Source organism: Streptomyces sp. NPDC034086, from assembly GCF_055575515.1.
Genome location: NZ_JBVISM010000002.1, coordinates 313,507 through 331,605, shown reverse-complemented (window position 1 = coordinate 331,605; position 18,099 = coordinate 313,507). Strand labels below are relative to the sequence as shown.

The window sequence follows — 18,099 nt, the reverse complement described above, 5'->3', positions numbered from 1 at the left end:
CTACCGTGCGGCCCGGTCGCGGGCGGCCATCGCCGCGCCGACGATCCCCGCGTTGTTCTGGAGCTTCGCCGGGACGATCTCCGCCCGGACGCCCTTGATCAGCGGCAGGAACTTCTCCGGCTTGCGGCTGACGCCGCCGCCCAGGATGAGCAGGTCCGGGGAGAAGAGCATCTCCACGTGGGCGAGGTACTTCTCCAGCCGGTGCGCCCAGCGCTCCCAGCTGAGGTCCCCGTCCTCCTTGGCCTTGACCGAGGCCCGCGTCTCCGCGTCGTGTCCCTTGAGTTCCAGGTGTCCCAGCTCCGTGTTCGGTACGAGCCTGCCGTCCACGAACAGCGCGCTGCCGATGCCCGTGCCCAGCGTCAGCAGGAGCACGGTGCCGGCCACCCCGCGGCCCGCGCCGTACGTCATCTCCGCGACGCCCGCGGCGTCGGCGTCGTTGAGGACCGTGACCGGCCTGCCGGCCAGCCGGTCCGACAGCAGGGCGGCCGCGTCGACGCCGACCCAGCCCTCGTCCATGTTGGCCGCCGTCCGGATCACGCCGCCCGTGACCACACCGGGGAAGGTGACGCCGACCGGGCCTTCCCAGGAGAAGGCGCCCACCACTTCCGCGACACAGCCGGCCACCCCCTCGGGGGTGGCCGGCTGTGGGGTCGCCACCTTGTGGCGCTCCTGCGCCAGTTCGCCGCGCTCCAAATCCACGGGAGCGCCCTTGATGCCGGAACCGCCGATGTCCACGCCGAAGATCTCCATGGACATACCGTACGAAAGGAGTTACTTGTCGGCGACCAGTTCGGCCGCTTCGGCGCGCAGGTCGCGGCGCAGTTCCTTGGGGAGGGAGAAGACGATCGACTCCTCGGCCGTCTTGACGATCTCCACGTCGGCGAAGCCGCGCTCCGCGAGCCACTCCAGCACCTGCTCGACGAGTACCTCCGGCACCGAGGCCCCCGAGGTCAGGCCGACCGTGGTGACGCCCTCCAGCCAGGCCTCGTCGATCTCGCTGGCGAAGTCGACGAGGTGGGCGGCGCGGGCGCCGGCGTCCAGGGCGACCTCGACCAGGCGGATGGAGTTCGAGGAGTTCTTGGAGCCGACGACGATGACCAGGTCGGAATCGGCGCCCATCGCCTTGACGGCGGCCTGCCGGTTCGAGGTGGCGTAGCAGATGTCGTCGCTGGGCGGGGAGACGAGCAGCGGGAACTTGGTCTTCAGCGCGTCGACGGTCTCCATGGTCTCGTCGACCGAGAGGGTGGTCTGGGAGAGCCAGACGACCTTGGACTCGTCGCGGACCTCGACCTTGGCCACGTCGTCCGGGCCGTCGACGATGGTGATGTGGTCCGGGGCCTCGCCGGAGGTGCCGATGACCTCCTCGTGGCCCTCGTGACCGATGAGGAGGATGTCGAAGTCCTCGTTGGCGTAGCGGATGGCTTCCTTGTGGACCTTGGTCACCAGCGGGCAGGTGGCGTCGATCGTCGCGAGCCGGCCGTTCGCCGCCTCCTCGTGCACCACCGGCGCCACCCCGTGCGCGGAGAACATCACGATGTTGCCCGGCGGGACCTCCTCCGTCCGCTCGACGAAGACGGCGCCCTTCTTCTCCAGCGTCTGGACGACGTACTTGTTGTGCACGATCTCGTGGCGGACGTAGACCGGAGCGCCGTACTGCTCGAGGGCCTTCTCGACAGCGATCACGGCACGGTCCACGCCCGCGCAGTAACCGCGCGGGGCGGCGAGCAGGACGCGGCGGGAGGCGGGAGCGGGGGCGGGAGCAGTCATGCGCTCCATCGTACGGGGGTCTCCAGCAGGCCGGCCGTCGCCCGTTCGGCACAGACTTGGCCGAACGTCCGTACCGACCCTCACCCGGAGGACCTATGGCATCCGCCACGGATTCCAGCACGGCGGCCCCCGCGGCACTGCGCCGGAGCCTGGGCTTCCGCGACCTGGTGGTCTACGGGCTGCTCTTCATCGCGCCCATGGCCCCGGTGGGGGTCTTCGGCACCCTCGACGCGAAGTCGCACGGTGCCGTGGCCCTCGTGTACCTGGTCGCGACCGTGGCGATGGCCTTCACGGCCCTCTCGTACGCGCAGATGGTGCGGGTGGCCCCGCAGGCCGGTTCGGTCTTCACGTACGCGCGCGAGGGGCTGGGCGAGGGGGCGGGGCTGATCGCCGGGTGGATGGCGATGCTGGACTACCTGCTGATCCCGGCGGTGGCGTACCTGTTCTCCGGGATCGCGATGCACGCGCTGGTCCCGGAGGTGTCCCGCTGGGTGTGGACGGCGCTGGCCGTGGTGGTCACCACCCTGCTGAACCTGTCGGGCGTACGGGTGGCCGCGCGGGTGGGCTTCGCCGTGCTGGCGGTGGAGATCGCGGTGCTGGTGGTGTTCCTGGTGGCGGCGGTGACCGTGCTGGCCGGGGGCGGGGCCCGGCGCGGCTGGCTCTCGCCGCTGACCGGCGACGGTTCGCTGGGTTTCTCGGCGGCGGCCGTGCTGGGGGCGGTGTCCGTGGCGGTCCTGTCGTACCTGGGCTTCGACGCCATCGCCTCCTTCGCCGAGGAGGTCACCGGGGGGAGCGCCCGGGTGGCCCGGGCGGTGCTGTTCTGCCTGGCGCTGACCGGGGTGCTGTTCGTCGCCCAGACCTATCTGGCGGCGCTGCTGGCCCCGGTGTCCTCGGCGGAGCTGGCGGCCGACCCGGCGCTTCAGGGGCCGGCCTTCTACGACGCGGTCGAGGCGTCCGTCGGGTCCTGGCTGCACGACCTGGTGGCGCTGAGCAAGGCGGTCGGGGCGGCCTTCGCGGCGCTGGCCGGGCAGGCCGCGGCGGGGCGGCTGCTGTTCGCGATGGCCCGGGAACGGCGGCTGCCGGCCGCGCTGGCGCGCACCTCGGGCGGTACGCCGAGGGCGGCGCTGCTGGTGGCGGCCTCGGTGACGCTGGTGGCGGCGGTGTGGGCGGCCCGGCGCGACGACGGCCTCGACCACCTGGTCTCCGTGGTGGACGTCGGGGCGCTGGTGGCCTTCACCCTGCTGCACGCCTCGGTGGTGGGGTGGTTCGTCGTCCGGCGGCGGGAGGGGGCCCCGGTCTGGTGGAAGCACCTGCTGGTGCCGGTGCTGGGGGCGGCGGTGACGGTCGCGGTGATCGTGGAGGCCTCCTGGACCGCTCAGCTGGTGGGGGCGGTGTGGCTGCTGGTGGGGCTGGGGGTGCTCCTCGTGCAGCGCGGGCGGGACCGCGCGGGCGCCGACACCCCGGGCGGCGCCTGAGACGCTGTCATCGGCGCCGGTTAGCCTGCGTGCATGGGTCTGCATACGTCGGCTGACGCGCCGCTGCCGGTCGGTCAGGTGTCCCGGCTGATCGGGGGCTGGATCGACCGCCTGGGCCAGGTGTGGGTGGAGGGGCAGATCACGCAGCTGTCCCGGCGGCCGGGGGCCGGGGTGGTGTTCCTGACGCTGCGGGACCCGTCGCACGACGTCTCGGTCAGCGTGACCTGTTTCCGCCAGGTCTGGGACGAGGTCGCGGACCTGGTCTCCGAGGGCGCGCGGGTCGTCGTACTGGCCAAGCCGGAGTGGTACGCCCCGCGCGGGCAGCTGTCCCTGCGGGTGAGCGAGATCCGCCCGGTGGGCATCGGGGAGCTGCTGGCGCGCCTGGAGCGGCTGAAGCGGTCGCTGGCCGCCGAGGGGCTGTTCGCGCTGGACCGCAAGAAGCCGCTGCCGTTCCTCCCGCAGCTGATCGGCCTGGTGGTGGGGCGGGCCTCGGCGGCCGAGCGGGACGTGCTGGAGAACGCGCGCCGCCGCTGGCCCGCGGTCCGCTTCGAGGTGCGCAACGTGGCCGTGCAGGGGGTGCACGCGGTGCCCCAGGTGGTGGAGGCGGTCAGGGAGCTGGACGCGCGGCCCGATGTGGACGTGATCATCGTGGCGCGGGGCGGCGGCAGCGTGGAGGACCTGCTGCCCTTCTCCGACGAGGAGGTCGTACGGACGGTCGCGGCCGCCCGCACCCCGGTGGTGTCGGCGATCGGGCACGAGCCGGACTCCCCGCTGCTGGACCTGGTCGCGGACCTCCGGGCGTCCACGCCAACGGACGCGGCCAAGAAGGTGGTCCCGGACGTCGGCGAAGAGCTGGAGCGGGTGCGCCAGCTCCAGGGCCGGGGGCTGCGTGCGCTGCGCGCCCTGCTCGACCGGGAGGAGCGGGGGCTGGAGCACTGCCTCGCGCGCCCGGTGTTCGTGCACCCGCAGCGGATGGTGGAGACCCGGGAGGCCGAGCTGGACGCGCTGCTGGCCCGCAGCCGGCGCACCCTCGGGCACCTGCTGGACCGGGCCGACTCGGAGCTGGAGCACACCCTCGCCCGGGTGGTGGCGTTGTCCCCGGCGGCCACCCTGGAGCGCGGGTACGCGGTGCTCCAGCGGGCGGACGGGCACGTGGTGCGGGCGGCCGCGGAGGTCGCGCCGGGCGAGGTGCTGCGGGCCCGGGTGGCGGCGGGCGCGTTCACGGTGGCGGTCGCGGAGTCCGGCGGCGAGGGGCCGGGAACGGACGCGGAGTCCGGCGGCGAGGGGCCGGGAACGGACGCGGGAACCGGCCCCGGAGCGGGCGCGGAAAGCCGCCCGGGGCAGGGCACGGAGGCGCCGGTGGAGCCGGGCTCGACCGGCGGTGCAGGGCCCCTTGAAGACTGACACGTTGCACCGCGACCCGGTGCACGGCACACCTACGATGGGATACCAAGGAATGACCGACACCGATACGGCGCTGGGGTACGAGCAGGCGCGCGACGAGCTCGTCGAGGTCGTCCGCAAGCTGGAGGCCGGCGGCACCTCCCTGGAGGAGTCACTGGCCCTCTGGGAGCGCGGTGAGGAGCTGGCGAAGGTCTGCCGGCACTGGCTCGAGGGGGCGCGCGCCCGGCTCGACTCGGCGCTGGCGGCCCGGGAGGCGGCGGCCGGCCGGGACGGCGGCGACCGCGAGGAGTGATCCGGCTCACCCCGCCGAGTTAGTTGAAATTTCACCTACTTTCGCCGTAGGGTCGGTGATACCGCTTCACTTCCGTACCCGACGAAGAAGGCTTACCGATGTCTCTCGTGCTCGATGCCGCTGCTCAGGACCTCCTCTTCCGCGAGGCCCGCACCGCCAACTCGTTCTCCGACGAGCCCGTGACCGAGGAGCAGGTCCAGGCCATCTACGACCTGGTGAAGTACGGCCCCACCGCCTTCAACCAGACCCCGCTGCGCATCACCCTCGTCCGCTCCGCCGAGGCCCGCGAGCGCCTCGTCAAGCACATGGCCGAGGGCAACCAGCCCAAGACCGCCGCGGCCCCGCTGGTCGCGATCCTCTCCGCGGACAACGAGTTCCACGAGGAGCTCCCCCAGCTGCTGCCGCACTTCCCGCAGGCCAAGGACGCCTTCTTCTCCGAGCGCCCGGTCCGCGAGCAGTCCGCGGTGCTGAACGCGGCCCTCCAGGCCGCCTACTTCATCATCGGCATCCGCGCCGCCGGCCTGGCCGCCGGCCCGATGACCGGCCTGGACTTCGCCGGCGTGCAGAAGGAGTTCCTGGACGCCGACCACACCCCGCTGATGGTCGTCAACATCGGCAAGCCGGGCGAGGACGCCTGGTTCCCGCGCTCCCCGCGCCTGGAGTTCGACCAGGTCGTCACCACCGTCTGAGCCGCCGGGCCGCCCGTGAGGGCAGCCGCGGGCACCGCGTACGGCGAGAGGCCGCCCGCCCCGGGATCCGGGGCGGGCGGCCTCTCGCGTCCGGTGTGCGTACGGGCCCCGCCGCGGCCGCCGCGCCACTACGGGGCTGCGGCCGCTACGGCCGCTACGGGGTCTGCGGCCCCTGCTTGAACTCCAGTGCCGCCGCCATCGCGCCCAGCCCCTCGAAGGAGGCCGTGCCCGTCACCACGGTCACGTAGCCCTGCTCCTGCCGGACCAGCGCGTCGTACTTCTCGCCGTCCCAGCGCTCCCACGCCCGGTCGCCGACCTGCTGGGTCTGCCCGGTCGCCTTCGCCTGCTGGGTGAGCTTGGCCACGTTCTTGGCGGTGGCGTCGGTGGACTGCTCCACGGCGACGTACTGCCGGTCCGGGTCCTGGAAGCCCAGGTGCCAGGCGTGCGCGTTCTTGCGCTCGAAGGTCACCGAGGTGGCCCTCCACTGCTCCGGAAGGCCCACCGGAGCCGCCACCGGGTACGGCGCCGCGCGCCGGGCCGTGAGGGTCTCCACCCGGTAGTCCACCGTGCGCGTCGGGTCGGCGTCCTCGTCGTGGGGGACGAATATGTAGATGCCCGCCACGACCACGCCGATCACCGCCAGCGACCGGACCATGTCCCAGACCGTCTGCTTGCCTTTCATACCTGCCACGGCACCATCGTCCCGCATCGTCCTGGGCGATCACCGCCGGGGTGGGCGTGGCGGCCGGGGCGGCCTCCGGGGCGGGGCGCCGCGGTGTCCGCTCAGCCGTACGGCCGCACCGATATTCCGCTCATACGTGACCCGGTCTGCTCAATATGTCGACCAACCGATAGAGTTCCAGCACCCTCACATCCCGGCCGTCGTCGTACAGAAAGGTGCGCTCCGATGACCGAGCACAACCTGCCGCCCCAGCTCGAAGTCGCTCCCGATTCGCCCGACCGCAACCTCGCCCTGGAACTCGTACGGGTCACCGAGGCCGCGGCCCTCGCCGCGGGCCGGTGGGTCGGCCGCGGCGACAAGATCGGCGCCGACGGCGCCGCGGTCAACGCGATGCGCACCCTGATCTCCACCGTCTCGATGAACGGCGTCGTCGTCATCGGCGAGGGCGAGAAGGACGAGGCGCCGATGCTCTTCAACGGCGAGCACGTCGGCGACGGCACCGGCGCCGAGGTCGACATCGCCGTGGACCCGATCGACGGCACCACGCTCAACGCCAAGGGCATGCCCAACGCCATCGCCGTCCTGGCCGCCGCCGACCGCGGCACCATGTTCGACCCATCCGCGGTCTTCTACATGGACAAGCTGGTCACCGGCCCGGAGGCCGCCGACTTCGTCGACATCAACGCCCCCGTCTCGGTGAACATCCGCCGCGTCGCCAAGGCCAAGAGCATCGCCCCCGAGGACGTCACGGTCGTCATCCTGGACCGCCCCCGTCACGAGGGCATCGTCAGGGAGATCCGCGAGACCGGCGCCCGGATCAAGTTCATCTCCGACGGCGACGTCGCCGGCTCGGTCATGGCGGTCCGCGAGGGCACCGGCGTCGACCTGCTCATGGGCATCGGCGGCACCCCCGAGGGCATCATCTCGGCCTGCGCCATAAAGTGCCTCGGCGGCGTCATCCAGGGCAAGCTGTGGCCCAAGGACGACGCGGAGCGCCAGAAGGCGATCGACGCGGGTCACGACCTTGACCGCGTTCTGACCACGAACGACCTGGTGTCCGGGGAGAACGTCTTCTTCGTCGCCACCGGCATCACGGACGGCGAGCTGCTGCGCGGCGTCCACTACCGCTCGGAGACCGCGACCACGTCCTCGCTGGTCATGCGCTCGAAGTCGGGCACGATCCGGCAGATCGACTCCACGCACCGCCTGTCGAAGCTGCGCGCCTACAGCGACATCGACTTCGACCGCGCCCAGTAGGAGCGGTCCGGCCGTCGACGGCACGGCGAAGGGGCGGTCCCTGTGCGGGGGACCGCCCCTTCGGCGTGTCCGCGGTGCGGCGCGGTGGCGGGGTGCGCGTGTCGAGGGAGGGGCCGGCTGGCGGCGCCGTGCTCCGCGCCGGTCAGCCCGCCGCGGCGACCTGGCCGGGAGCACCCGCGCCGGGGAGCAGCTCGGCGGCCCGGCGCCGCCTGCGCCCCAGCACCACGCGGCGCTCGGCGGCGGTGAGCCCGCCCCAGACCCCGTACGGCTCGGGCTGGAGCAGGGCGTGCTCGCGGCAGGCGACCATCACGGGGCAGCGGGCGCAGACCCTTTTGGCGGCCTCCTCGCGGGCGAGCCGGGCCGCGGTCGGCTCCTTGGACGGTGCGAAGAAGAGTCCCGCCTCATCCCTGCGGCAGACGGCCTCGGCGTGCCATGGGCCGTCCTCTTCCCTGGCCGGAACCCGCGGCTTCGGCACGGCGGCCGGACGCGTCTGAAGACTCTGGACGGCGGCTGCCTGCAGGGACTGATGCGGCGGATGCGGCACGGTCTACTCCTGACGACGTATACGCGAGCGAGAGACGATGCACCAGTCCCTACCCGCTGCGCGTGCCGCTAAGCCCCGGGTGACACCGGGGCGGACCGGTTCGTCCGAAACCGGACGCCATGCGGTCGGATTCAGTCCCGGCGGTCACGGAGCTTCGCGGCCAGGTCGACCAGGCGGGAGCCACGCCGGGGGCGGGCCTCGATGTTGCCGAGCAGGGCGAAGCCGCGGACGATCACCACGGGGGCCTGCGGGTCGGCGGCGTGGCCCTCGCCGCGCACGTCGAAGTTGCCGAGGACGCCGCTGCCGTGGCCGCGCAGGGTGACGTTCTCCGGGACGAGGACCTCGACGTTGCCGAGCACGCTGGTGACGGTGATCTCGTTGACCTGCTGCTCGAAGACGGCCTCGGTGAGGTCGATCGTGATGTCGCCCATGACCGAGACCGCGCGGGTGCGGGCGCCGGGACGCCAGCGGCCCCTGCGGGCCGAGCTGCTGCACACCGCGACCACCGTCTCGACGGGTCCGGCCGCCGGCGGGGGCGCGACGGCCGCCGCGAGGGCCGGCCGGTGGCCGGCGTCGGCCGCCGCCGGGAGGTCGCGTACGAGGACGTCCAGCTCCCCGACCGTCTTGACGGCGTACAGGGTGTCCAGGCGCTCGCTGTGCTCCTCGGAGGTGAGCCGGCCCTCCGCGAGGGCGTCCGAGAGGATCCGCGCGATCCGGTCCCGGTCGGCGTCGGAGGCGCGCAGTCCGGGGGATGCGGCGGCGGGGGCGGCGGAGTGCTTTTCCAGGTCCACGGCGCCAGCATAGCGACACACGATAGATCGCGATAGTGCTGGGTGAGCCTTACCTCACAGACACAGTCGGCGCGAGAGGTCCTACGCTGGACAGTCGCGCTGCCAATTGGTCGCCAGCGCTGTCCGCCGAGTGAGGAATGGCTACCCAAATGCCGGAGTTCGCGTACACCGACCTGCTACCCCTGGGCGAGGACACCACCCCCTACCGGCTGGTGACCTCCGAGGGCGTCTCGACGTTCGAGGCCGACGGCCGTACGTTCCTCAAGGTCGAGCCCGAGGCGCTGCGCACGCTCGCCGCGGAGGCCATCCACGACATCCAGCACTTCCTGCGCCCCGCGCACCTGGCGCAGCTCCGCCGGATCATCGACGACCCGGAGGCGAGCTCGAACGACAAGTTCGTCGCGCTCGACCTCCTGAAGAACGCGAACATCGCGGCGGCCGGGGTCCTGCCGATGTGCCAGGACACGGGCACGGCCATCGTCATGGGCAAGCGCGGCCAGAACGTGCTGACCGAGGGCGGCGACGAGGCGGCGCTCTCGCGCGGCATCTACGACGCGTACACGAAGCTGAACCTGCGCTACTCGCAGATGGCCCCGCTGACCATGTGGGAGGAGAAGAACACCGGCTCGAACCTGCCCGCGCAGATCGAGCTGTACGCGACCGACGGCGGCGCGTACAAGTTCCTCTTCATGGCCAAGGGCGGCGGCTCCGCCAACAAGTCCTTCCTCTACCAGGAGACGAAGGCGGTCCTCAACGAGGCCTCCATGATGAAGTTCCTGGAGGAGAAGATCCGCTCGCTCGGCACCGCGGCCTGCCCGCCGTACCACCTGGCGATCGTGGTCGGCGGCACCTCGGCCGAGCACGCCCTGAAGACCGCCAAGTACGCCTCCGCGCACTACCTGGACGAGCTGCCGACCGAGGGCTCGCCCCTGGGCCACGGCTTCCGCGACCTGGACCTGGAGCAGCAGGTCTTCGAACTGACCCAGAAGATCGGCATCGGCGCGCAGTTCGGCGGCAAGTACTTCTGCCACGACGTCCGCGTCGTGCGCCTCCCCCGCCACGGCGCCTCCCTGCCCGTGGCGATCGCGGTGTCCTGCTCGGCGGACCGCCAGGCGGTCGCGAAGATCACCGCCGAGGGCGTCTTCCTGGAGCAGCTGGAGACGGACCCGGCGCGGTTCCTGCCGGAGACCGAGGACTCCCACCTCGGCGAGTCCGCGGACGTGGTGCGGATCGACCTGAACCAGCCGATGGACGAGATCCTGGCGACCCTGACCCAGCACCCGGTCAAGACCCGGCTGTCCCTGACCGGACCGCTGGTCGTGGCCCGTGACATCGCGCACGCCAAGATCAAGGAGCGGCTGGACGCGGGCGAGGGCATGCCGCAGTACCTCAAGGACCACCCGGTGTACTACGCCGGCCCCGCGAAGACCCCCGAGGGCTACGCCTCCGGCTCCTTCGGCCCGACCACGGCCGGCCGCATGGACAGCTACGTCGAGCAGTTCCAGGCGGCGGGCGGCTCGAAGGTCATGCTGGCCAAGGGCAACCGCTCGCAGCAGGTGACGGACGCGTGCGGCGCGCACGGCGGCTTCTACCTCGGCTCGATCGGCGGTCCGGCGGCGCGCCTGGCGCAGGACTGCATCAAGAAGGTCGAGGTCCTGGAATACGAGGAGCTCGGCATGGAGGCGGTCTGGAAGATCGAGGTCGAGGACTTTCCGGCCTTCATCGTCGTCGACGACAAGGGCAACGACTTCTTCCAGAACCCGGCCCCGGAGCCGACGTTCACCCACATCCCGGTGCGCCAGGGGTCCCAGCTGTCGTAGCGGCCCTGCGCCCGGGCCCGTGGCCCGGGCCGGGACCGAGGGCCCCTCCCCCGCACGGGGAGGGGCCCTCGCGCGCGTCCGCCGCCGGACGGACGCCGCGCCGCGGGGCCCCGGCCCCGCGCCCGGCGCGTCACGGGGGTACCGGTTAACGTCGGGGTCACAGGCCCGCATCCGGCCGTTCACCCCGGTTCGCAAGGATCCCCGCATGGCACCGACGCTCTCGTCCCCCCGCACCGCCCGCGCCGTCCGGGTGGTCGCGCACCGCGGGGCCTCGCACGAGCACCCCGAGCACACCATCGAGGCCTACCGGAAGGCCATCGCCGACGGGGCCGACGCCCTGGAATGCGACGTGCGGCTCAGCGGCGACGGGCGGCTGGTGTGCGTGCACGACCGGCGGGTGGAGCGGACCTCCGACGGGCGGGGCGTGGTCTCCGCGATGACGTACGAGGAACTGTCGGCGTTCGACTTCGGCGGCTGGAAGGGCGAGGAGCACCGGGGCGCGCGGGTGCTGCTCTTCGAGGACCTGCTCGGGGAGGTCCTGGCGGCGGACCGGCCCGTGGGGCTGGCCGTGGAGACCAAGCACCCGACCCGGGCCGGCGGCCGGCTGGAGGCCGAGCTGGTGCGGGTCCTGAAGGAGCACGGGCTCGCCGACGGCTCCGACGGCCGCGTCGAGGTGATGAGCTTCTCCCGCGGCGCGCTGACGCGGATGCACCGGCTGGCGCCCGGTCTGCCCGCCGTGTACCTGATCGAGCGGAGCCTGCGGCCCCCGCGTCCGCCGTTCGCGGGGCACGCCGGTCCCGGTATCGACCTGGTGCGCAGGGACCCGGGGCTGGTGGGGCGACTGAGGGCGAAGGGGCTGCGGGTGCGGGTGTGGACCGTGGACGAGCCGGAGGACGTGGAGCTGTGCGTACGGCTCGGCGTGGAGACGATCATCACCAACCGCCCCCGTCTGGTCCGGGAGCAGCTGGAAACGCTGTGACGCCGCCGCGCCCCTCCCCTGACGCGGGAACACCCGGCCGGGTTCGGTCCGGCCGGGTGTGGGGGTCCGGTGGCGGTGAGGGGGACGGGGGTTACGCGAAGCGCTGGTTCGCCGAGCCGTCGCAGGGCTGGAGGCGCAGCTGCCCGTGGGCGGCGGGGACCGTCAGGCACATGCCGGTGGCGGCGGCGGGGCGCAGGGTGGCGCCGTCGCGGACGAACTGCTGGTTGGCGCCGCCGTGGCAGTTGTAGAGGATCAGGCCGGTGCCGGCGCCGTAGCCGGCTCCGGGGACGTCCAGGCAGCGGTCGTGGGTGAGCTCGACGTGGAGGGACTTCTTCGAGGAGTCGTACCACCAGCCCTGGTTGCGGCCGCCGTGGCAGTCCCAGCCCACCACCTTGGTGCCGTTGGCGCTGGAGCCGCCCGAGGAGTCCAGGCAGTTGCCGGTGGCCTCGTTCCTGAGGGGCCGGTAGAGGTCGTCCCAGGCCCCGGGCTGGAGGACGGGCGTGCCGGTGCTCGCGGGGTCGGCGCAGGAGGCCTCGCGCAGGCCGGAGGAGTAGAGCTGGGTCAGGCAGGACGCGAAGGCGCCGTGGCCGCGGTGGTTGGGGTGGAAGGACTGGCGGGCGGTGTTCTCGTCCCACGGGAAGTGGTCCCCGAGGTCCAGGTAGAGCCCGCGGGCCCAGGCGTCCTCCATGCAGACCTCGTGGCCGTGGAAGAGCCGGGAGTTGTCCAGGTAGACGGCGCCGGAGGCCAGGGCGGCGGCGCGCATGCCCTTCTCGAAGGCGGGGACGGCCTGGTTGCGGCCCCAGGTGGCGTCGGAGTCGTAGCCCGCGCAGCCGCCGGGGAGCTTGCCGGGGAAGGCGGGGTTGTCGTTGAAGTCGGGGCCGATGGGGCTGGGGTAGCCCATCAGGACCAGCTTGTAGTCGGAGTCGGCGTAGCCCGCGTCACGCATGACCGTCTTGAGGTCGGCGACGGTCGCCTCGACCTTGGGCCGCAGCCCGTCGACGCGCGCCTGCCAGCCGGGGGCGTACTTGGGCTCGCAGGTGCCCTGGCTGAGCACCCAGCGGGTGACGCAGTCGGTCATGACCGGGCCGAACTGGAGGTCGTCGTTGGCGCCGGCGACCAGCACCACCATCTTGATCCTGGTGTTGCGGGCCTTGATGGCGAGGCTGTCGCTCTGCACCAGCTCGTCGGCGTACTGCTTGCTGCCGCCGATGCGGATGTTGCCCGTGTAGCCGCCGGAGCAGGCGACGTTGAAGGTCAGGTCGGCGGGGATGCCGGTGCGGTGGATGGCCGCGTCGGGTGAGCGGTGGCACTGGTTGGACGAGGTGTTGGTGGCGGGGTCGTAGGTGCCGACGCCCTCGCCGGAGATCTCGCTGTCGCCCAGGGAGATGAGCCCGGTCTTGCGCTCGGCGAGCGGCCGGATCGCCGGGTCCCCGTAGATCCTGGTGGCCTCGGCGGCGCGGACGGCCTCCAGTTCCGGCGGGAGGGGGGTGATCGAGCCGGACGCCGCGGGGGCCGCCTGGGCCATGGGGGTGATGGCGGTGACGCCCCCGAGGGCGGCCGCGAACGCCGCGACGGCGGCGAAGGTAGATCTGAGCCTGGGTTTCGTGCGGGCACGTGCCATGAACGCCTCCCCGATATCGGTGTTACCACCGGTATTTACTGGCCGGTAGGGGAGATGGGAACAGTTCGAACAAGACAATTGCTCAAGTTTTTGAGGAGGCTACGAAGATGACTGACGATCAGCAGCCGCAGGACTTCCGGACCGAGCACGACTCCATGGGTGAGGTACGGGTCCCCGCGCACGCCAAGTGGCGCGCCCAGACCCAGCGCGCGGTGGAGAACTTCCCGCTCTCCGGACAGCGCCTCGAGCGCGCCCACATCGAGGCCCTCGCCCGGATCAAGGCCGCCGCGGCCCTCGTCAACGCCGGGCTCGGGGTGGTGGACGAGGACGTGGCGCGGGCGATCGGCTCCGCCGCCGCCGAGGTCGCCGCGGGACGCTGGGACGAGCACTTCCCGGTCGACGTGTTCCAGACCGGGTCGGGGACCTCGTCCAACATGAACGCCAACGAGGTGATCGCCACCCTGGCCACCGAACGGCTCGGGCGCGAGGTCCACCCCAACGACCACGTGAACGCCTCGCAGAGCTCCAACGACGTCTTCCCCTCGTCGATCCACATCGCCGCCACCGCCGCCGTCTCCCGCGAGCTGGTCCCGGCCCTGGAGCACCTGGCCGGGGCCCTGGAGGGCAAGGCCGAGGAGTTCGCCGGCGTGGTCAAGGCCGGGCGCACCCACCTGATGGACGCCACCCCGGTGACCCTGGGCCAGGAGTTCGGCGGGTACGCCGCCCAGGTCCGCTACGGCGTCGAACGGCTGCGGGCCTCCCTGCCGAGGCTTGCCGAACTGCCGCTGGGCGGTACGGCGGTGGGCACCGGCATCAACACCCCGCCCGGGTTCGCGGCCGCCGTGATCGCCGAGGTGGCCCGGGCCACGGGGCTGCCGCTGACCGAGGCCCGCAACCACTTCGAGGCCCAGGGGGCGCGGGACGCGCTGGTGGAGACCTCCGGGGTGCTCCGTACGATCGCCGTCTCGCTCACCAAGATCTGCAACGACCTGCGCTGGATGGCCTCCGGCCCGCGCACCGGATTGGCCGAAATCAATCTGCCGGATCTCCAGCCGGGGTCCTCGATCATGCCGGGGAAGGTCAATCCGGTCGTCCCCGAGGCCGTACTGATGATCGCCGCGCAGGTGATGGGCAACGACGCGACGGTCGCCGTGGCGGGCGCCGCCGGCAACTTCGAGCTCAACGTGATGCTCCCGGTCATGGCCCGGAACCTGCTGGAATCGGTGCGGCTGCTCGGCAACGGGAGCCGGCTGCTGGCGGACCGCACCGTGGCGGGGATCACCGCCAACGCCGAGCGGGCCAGGGAGTACGCAGAGTCCTCGCCCTCGGTGGTGACCCCGCTCAACCGGTACATCGGGTACGAGGAGGCCGCCAAGGTGGCCAAGCGGGCGCTCGCCGAGCGCAAGACGATCAGGGAGGTCGTCCTGGAGTCCGGCTACGTCGACCGGGGGGCGCTCACCCTGGCGCAGCTGGACGAGGCGCTCGACGTCCTGCGGATGACGCACCCTTGAGACCGGTTCCGGACAGGGGCCGAATCCGGTCGTTTCCCGTCCCCGGCCCCCTCCGTGACCTGCACCGCAGCATCCGGCGGGGCCGCCGACCTAAGATCTGCGCATGACAGGTACCTACGGGCCCGGGGGCGACGCGGCGGGTCCCGCCGCGCGTGGCGGGACGCGGGAGAAGCACTGGGCGCCCGGGGACCAGATCCTCTGGCGCTACCGCGACCACGCCCCGGGGCCGGGCGGCGGGTTCCACATCGCCCGCCCGGTGACGGTGGTGCGGGACACCGACGACCTGCTCGCCGTGTGGATGGCGCCCGGCACCGAATGCGTCCGGCCGGTACTGGCCGACGGCACTCCGGTGCACCGCGAGCCGCTCGCCACCCGCTACACCGCGCCGCGCACCACCGCGCGCTCGCGCTGGTTCGGCGGGGGCGTGCTCAAGCTGGCCCGGCCCGGGGAGCCGTGGTCGGTCTGGCTGTTCTGGGACGGCGGCTGGCAGCTGAAGAACTGGTACGTGAACCTCGAGGAGCCGCGCACCCGGTGGGCCGGCGGGGTCGACTCCGTGGACCACTTCCTCGACATCGCGGTCTACCCGGACCGCAGCTGGAAGTGGCTGGACGAGGACGAGTTCGCGCAGGCGCAGCGGATCGGCCTGATGGACCGGCGGCAGGCGCGCCGCGTGGTGGACGCGGGGCGCGCGGCGGTCGAGGTCGTCAAGGCCTGGGGGGCTCCGTACTGCGACGGATGGCAGGACTGGAGGCCCGATCCGGCCTGGGGCGTTCCGCTTCTGCCCGAGGACTGGGACCGCACCCCGGCGCATATGACCTCATGAGACCCTTGATGCGCCCCCGGGGTTCAAACGTAGGATCGTCCTCCGCCGGTCCCGCGCGGGGGGCCCGGCCGGTCCCGCACCCGTAAATGACCTGTGGCGACCGGGACTTGACCAGAGGTCGACGCGAGCGAAAGGTAACGAGCGGGACGCGGTACCCGGGGGTGGTGGTGCCCCCGCCGCTGAGCGGGTATACCGCGACTGACCGAGTTGAGTGCAGCGCACATCGAGCGCAAACGGACGGAATTCCACGCGTGACGGAGTACCCCACCTCCCAGGAGGGCCCGCAGCCCACCGTCGCCTCCGGCGGAGGTACGGATGAGCTCGGCCACGGCAAGGCCCCCATCGCGGCCGCCGAGGCCGTACGCACGCATGCCGACTTCCCGCGCCCGCGCGGCACCACCGGCGAGGGCGCCGGGCACGCCCCGGCGGACACCGCCCCGGCCGCCGCGCGCGACCGCGACGGCGCGGCCGCGCGCAACGCGGGCCGGCGCCCGCAGGCCGGCGGGCAGGCCGACGGGACCCCGGCCGACCCGGCCGCCGCCGCGGCGGCGGTACGGGTGCTCCCGGGCACCGGCCCCGCCACGGGCGCCGGATCCGGCCCGGGCGAGGCCGGCGTGGCACGGCGCGAGGGCGACCGGCTGCGCTTCGTCGGCGCCGCCACGCGCCGGATCGCTCGCGGCATCGACCTCGACGAGATCGTCCTCGGTCTGTGCCGGGCGACCGTGCCGACCTTCTCCGACGCCATCCTCGTCTACCTGCGCGACCCGCTGCCCGTCGGCGACGAACGGCCCGCCGGCCCGGTCGTCTTAAGGCTGCGCCGTACCGACCGGCTCCGGCCGATCGACGACCTGACCGAGGCCGCCGAGGGCGCGGGCGGCACCGGAACCGGTGGCGAACTCGACTTCAGCCAGCTCCCGTTGGTCGGCCCGCAGGGCGACCTGCCCGCGGCCGAGCTGTGCGAGATCCGCCCCGGCGGGGCCCTCGCCGAGGTCCTGCGCGGCGTACGGCCCGTCTTCGGGTCGGCCGCCGGGGCCAAGGACGCGCTCCCGGAGCTGCTGGGCGGCGACCATCCCGTCCCGCGCGGCCAGCGGGCCATCCTGGCCCCGCTGCGGGGCCGCCGGCGCGTGATCGGCGCGGCGGTCTTCCTGCGCACGCCCGAACGGGACGCCTTCGAGCAGAACGACCTGCTCGTCGCCGCCCAGCTGGCCACGCACACCGCGCTCGGCATCGACAAGGCCGTGCTCTACGGGCGCGAGGCGTACATCGCCGACGAGCTCCAGCGCACCATGCTGCCCGACGGCCTCCCCCAGCCCACCGGGGTGCGCCTGGCCTCCCGCTACCTGCCCGCCGCCGAGACGGCCCGGGTGGGCGGCGACTGGTACGACGCCATACCGCTGCCGGGCAGCCGGGTCGCGCTGGTCGTCGGTGACGTCATGGGCCACTCCATGACCTCCGCGGCGATCATGGGCCAGCTGCGCACCACCGCGCAGACGCTGGCCCAGCTGGACCTGCCCCCGGCCGAGGTGCTGCACCATCTGGACGAGCAGGCCCAGCGGCTGGGCTCCGACCGCATGGCCACCTGCCTGTACGCGGTGTACGACCCCGTCTCGCACCGCATCACCATCGCCAACGCCGGCCATCCCCCGCCGGTGCTGCTGCACCTGGGCGGCCGCGCCGAGGTGCTGCGCGTCCCGCCGGGCGCCCCCATCGGGGTCGGCGGCGTGGACTTCGAGGCCGTGGAGCTGGACGCCCCGGCCGGGGCCACCCTGCTGCTGTACACGGACGGGCTGGTGGAGTCCCGGCTGCGGGACGTGTGGACGGGCATCGAGCAGCTGCGCGAGCGCCTCGCCGCCACGGCGCAGCTGACCGGCCTGGACCACTCGCCTCCGCTGGAGGCCCTCTGCGACGACGTGCTGGACATGCTGGGCCCGGGCGACCGGGACGACGACATCGCGCTGCTGGCGGCCCGCTTCGAGGGGATCGCGCCCAGCGACGTGGCGTACTGGTTCCTCGACCCGGAGGAGACCGCCCCGGGCCGGGCCCGCCGGTTCGCCCGGCGGGCGCTGGCCCGCTGGGACCTGGAGGAGCTGAGCGATTCGCTGGAGCTGCTGGTCAGCGAGGTGGTCACCAATGCCGTCCGGTACGCCGAGCGGCCGGTGACGCTGCGCCTGCTGCGCACGGACGTGCTGCGCTGCGAGGTCGGGGACGACTCCCCGCAGCTGCCGCGCCAGCGGCGGGCCCGGGAGACCGACGAGGGCGGGCGCGGCCTGTTCCTGGTCAACCGCCTCGCCCGGCGGTGGGGTGCGACCCGGCTGAGCAGCGGGAAGGTGGTCTGGTTCGAGCTCCCGCTGCCGGGGGCGCACGAACGGGGCTGACGGTCAGCGGTACGCGGAAACGGCGCGGCCCCCGCAGCGTGATCGCTGCGGGGGCCGCGCCCGTACGTG

General features: G+C 73.0%; 16 protein-coding genes. 10 read left to right on the top strand and 6 right to left on the bottom strand.

The window, feature by feature from the left end:
* Together ppgK and ACZ514_RS06915 are read right to left on the bottom strand one after the other, a co-directional pair.
* Positions 1–750 carry a polyphosphate--glucose phosphotransferase gene (gene ppgK, locus ACZ514_RS06920; RefSeq protein WP_468701447.1) on the bottom strand — a complete coding sequence of 250 codons (750 nt, stop codon included), beginning with the start codon at positions 748–750 and terminating at the stop codon, positions 1–3.
* 21 nt (positions 751–771) lie between these two features.
* Positions 772–1,776 carry a 4-hydroxy-3-methylbut-2-enyl diphosphate reductase gene (locus tag ACZ514_RS06915; RefSeq protein ID WP_468169669.1) on the bottom strand — a complete coding sequence of 335 codons (1,005 nt, stop codon included), beginning with the start codon at positions 1,774–1,776 and terminating at the stop codon, positions 772–774.
* An 86-nt stretch (positions 1,777–1,862) separates the two neighbouring features.
* Between ACZ514_RS06915 and ACZ514_RS06910 the strand changes: the two genes are divergently transcribed.
* From ACZ514_RS06910 to ACZ514_RS06895, 4 genes are all read left to right on the top strand, one after another.
* The gene (locus ACZ514_RS06910) at positions 1,863–3,242 is read left to right on the top strand and encodes an APC family permease (protein ID WP_468169671.1); all 1,380 of its coding nucleotides are present in this window, start codon (positions 1,863–1,865) and stop codon (positions 3,240–3,242) included.
* A 33-nt stretch (positions 3,243–3,275) separates the two neighbouring features.
* Positions 3,276–4,646: an exodeoxyribonuclease VII large subunit gene (xseA, locus tag ACZ514_RS06905; protein WP_469124285.1), complete on the top strand. Its 1,371-nt coding sequence runs from the start codon at positions 3,276–3,278 to the stop codon at positions 4,644–4,646.
* 52 nt (positions 4,647–4,698) lie between these two features.
* Positions 4,699–4,938: an exodeoxyribonuclease VII small subunit gene (locus tag ACZ514_RS06900; protein ID WP_468169676.1), complete on the top strand. Its 240-nt coding sequence runs from the start codon at positions 4,699–4,701 to the stop codon at positions 4,936–4,938.
* Between the two features lie 98 nt (positions 4,939–5,036).
* Entirely contained in the window at positions 5,037–5,627 is a 591-nt protein-coding gene (locus ACZ514_RS06895; RefSeq protein ID WP_468169679.1) for a malonic semialdehyde reductase, read from the top strand.
* Positions 5,628–5,781: 154 nt separating this feature from the next.
* Here ACZ514_RS06895 and ACZ514_RS06890 read toward each other — a convergent pair whose 3' ends face one another.
* Positions 5,782–6,309 (bottom strand): DUF4245 domain-containing protein, encoded by a 528-nt coding sequence (locus ACZ514_RS06890; protein WP_468701502.1) that lies wholly within the window; start codon positions 6,307–6,309, stop codon positions 5,782–5,784.
* Positions 6,310–6,534: 225 nt separating this feature from the next.
* Here ACZ514_RS06890 and glpX point away from each other — a divergent pair, with 225 nt between their 5' ends.
* A complete protein-coding gene (gene glpX / locus ACZ514_RS06885; RefSeq protein WP_468169682.1) occupies positions 6,535–7,566 on the top strand; it encodes a class II fructose-bisphosphatase in 1,032 nt (343 codons plus the stop codon).
* A 142-nt stretch (positions 7,567–7,708) separates the two neighbouring features.
* Here glpX and ACZ514_RS06880 read toward each other — a convergent pair whose 3' ends face one another.
* Positions 7,709–8,110: a WhiB family transcriptional regulator gene (locus ACZ514_RS06880; RefSeq protein ID WP_388934188.1), complete on the bottom strand. Its 402-nt coding sequence runs from the start codon at positions 8,108–8,110 to the stop codon at positions 7,709–7,711.
* Positions 8,111–8,241: 131 nt separating this feature from the next.
* Complete coding sequence (locus ACZ514_RS06875) at positions 8,242–8,901, bottom strand: DUF1707 SHOCT-like domain-containing protein (RefSeq protein ID WP_469124284.1); 660 nt, start codon at positions 8,899–8,901, stop codon at positions 8,242–8,244.
* A gap of 149 nt (positions 8,902–9,050) precedes the next feature.
* Between ACZ514_RS06875 and ACZ514_RS06870 the strand changes: the two genes are divergently transcribed.
* Both ACZ514_RS06870 and ACZ514_RS06865 read left to right on the top strand, forming a co-directional pair.
* On the top strand, positions 9,051–10,721 hold the full coding sequence (locus ACZ514_RS06870) for a fumarate hydratase (RefSeq protein ID WP_468169688.1): 1,671 nt from the start codon (positions 9,051–9,053) through the stop codon (positions 10,719–10,721).
* Positions 10,722–10,926: 205 nt separating this feature from the next.
* Positions 10,927–11,700, top strand: a complete 774-nt coding sequence (locus ACZ514_RS06865) for a glycerophosphodiester phosphodiesterase (RefSeq protein ID WP_469124283.1) — start codon at positions 10,927–10,929, stop codon at positions 11,698–11,700.
* A gap of 91 nt (positions 11,701–11,791) precedes the next feature.
* On the opposite strand, the gene ACZ514_RS06860 is transcribed toward ACZ514_RS06865, so the two are convergent.
* On the bottom strand, positions 11,792–13,321 hold the full coding sequence (locus ACZ514_RS06860) for a ricin-type beta-trefoil lectin domain protein (protein ID WP_469124282.1): 1,530 nt from the start codon (positions 13,319–13,321) through the stop codon (positions 11,792–11,794).
* A 107-nt stretch (positions 13,322–13,428) separates the two neighbouring features.
* Here ACZ514_RS06860 and ACZ514_RS06855 point away from each other — a divergent pair, with 107 nt between their 5' ends.
* The 3 genes from ACZ514_RS06855 to ACZ514_RS06845 all read left to right on the top strand — a co-directional run bounded on the left by ACZ514_RS06855 (position 13,429) and on the right by ACZ514_RS06845 (position 18,030).
* Positions 13,429–14,832: a class II fumarate hydratase gene (locus ACZ514_RS06855; protein ID WP_468169697.1), complete on the top strand. Its 1,404-nt coding sequence runs from the start codon at positions 13,429–13,431 to the stop codon at positions 14,830–14,832.
* Between the two features lie 103 nt (positions 14,833–14,935).
* Entirely contained in the window at positions 14,936–15,655 is a 720-nt protein-coding gene (gene fomD / locus ACZ514_RS06850; RefSeq protein WP_468169700.1) for a cytidylyl-2-hydroxypropylphosphonate hydrolase, read from the top strand.
* Positions 15,656–15,906: 251 nt separating this feature from the next.
* On the top strand, positions 15,907–18,030 hold the full coding sequence (locus ACZ514_RS06845) for a SpoIIE family protein phosphatase (RefSeq protein ID WP_468169702.1): 2,124 nt from the start codon (positions 15,907–15,909) through the stop codon (positions 18,028–18,030).
* The last annotated feature ends 69 nt before the right edge of the window (positions 18,031–18,099 follow it).

What these genes read in the sequence shown, in the direction of transcription:
- ppgK (WP_468701447.1), bottom strand. Translation starts at nt 750, where the DNA reads ATGGAGATCTTCGGCGTGGACATCGGCGGTTCCGGCATCAAGGGCGCT.
- ACZ514_RS06915 (WP_468169669.1), bottom strand. Translation starts at nt 1,776, where the DNA reads ATGGAGCGCATGACTGCTCCCGCCCCCGCTCCCGCCTCCCGCCGCGTC.
- ACZ514_RS06910 (WP_468169671.1), top strand. Translation starts at nt 1,863, where the DNA reads ATGGCATCCGCCACGGATTCCAGCACGGCGGCCCCCGCGGCACTGCGC.
- xseA (WP_469124285.1), top strand. Translation starts at nt 3,276, where the DNA reads ATGGGTCTGCATACGTCGGCTGACGCGCCGCTGCCGGTCGGTCAGGTG.
- ACZ514_RS06900 (WP_468169676.1), top strand. Translation starts at nt 4,699, where the DNA reads ATGACCGACACCGATACGGCGCTGGGGTACGAGCAGGCGCGCGACGAG.
- ACZ514_RS06895 (WP_468169679.1), top strand. Translation starts at nt 5,037, where the DNA reads ATGTCTCTCGTGCTCGATGCCGCTGCTCAGGACCTCCTCTTCCGCGAG.
- ACZ514_RS06890 (WP_468701502.1), bottom strand. Translation starts at nt 6,309, where the DNA reads ATGAAAGGCAAGCAGACGGTCTGGGACATGGTCCGGTCGCTGGCGGTG.
- glpX (WP_468169682.1), top strand. Translation starts at nt 6,535, where the DNA reads ATGACCGAGCACAACCTGCCGCCCCAGCTCGAAGTCGCTCCCGATTCG.
- ACZ514_RS06870 (WP_468169688.1), top strand. Translation starts at nt 9,051, where the DNA reads ATGCCGGAGTTCGCGTACACCGACCTGCTACCCCTGGGCGAGGACACC.
- ACZ514_RS06865 (WP_469124283.1), top strand. Translation starts at nt 10,927, where the DNA reads ATGGCACCGACGCTCTCGTCCCCCCGCACCGCCCGCGCCGTCCGGGTG.
- ACZ514_RS06860 (WP_469124282.1), bottom strand. Translation starts at nt 13,321, where the DNA reads ATGGCACGTGCCCGCACGAAACCCAGGCTCAGATCTACCTTCGCCGCC.
- ACZ514_RS06855 (WP_468169697.1), top strand. Translation starts at nt 13,429, where the DNA reads ATGACTGACGATCAGCAGCCGCAGGACTTCCGGACCGAGCACGACTCC.
- fomD (WP_468169700.1), top strand. Translation starts at nt 14,936, where the DNA reads ATGACAGGTACCTACGGGCCCGGGGGCGACGCGGCGGGTCCCGCCGCG.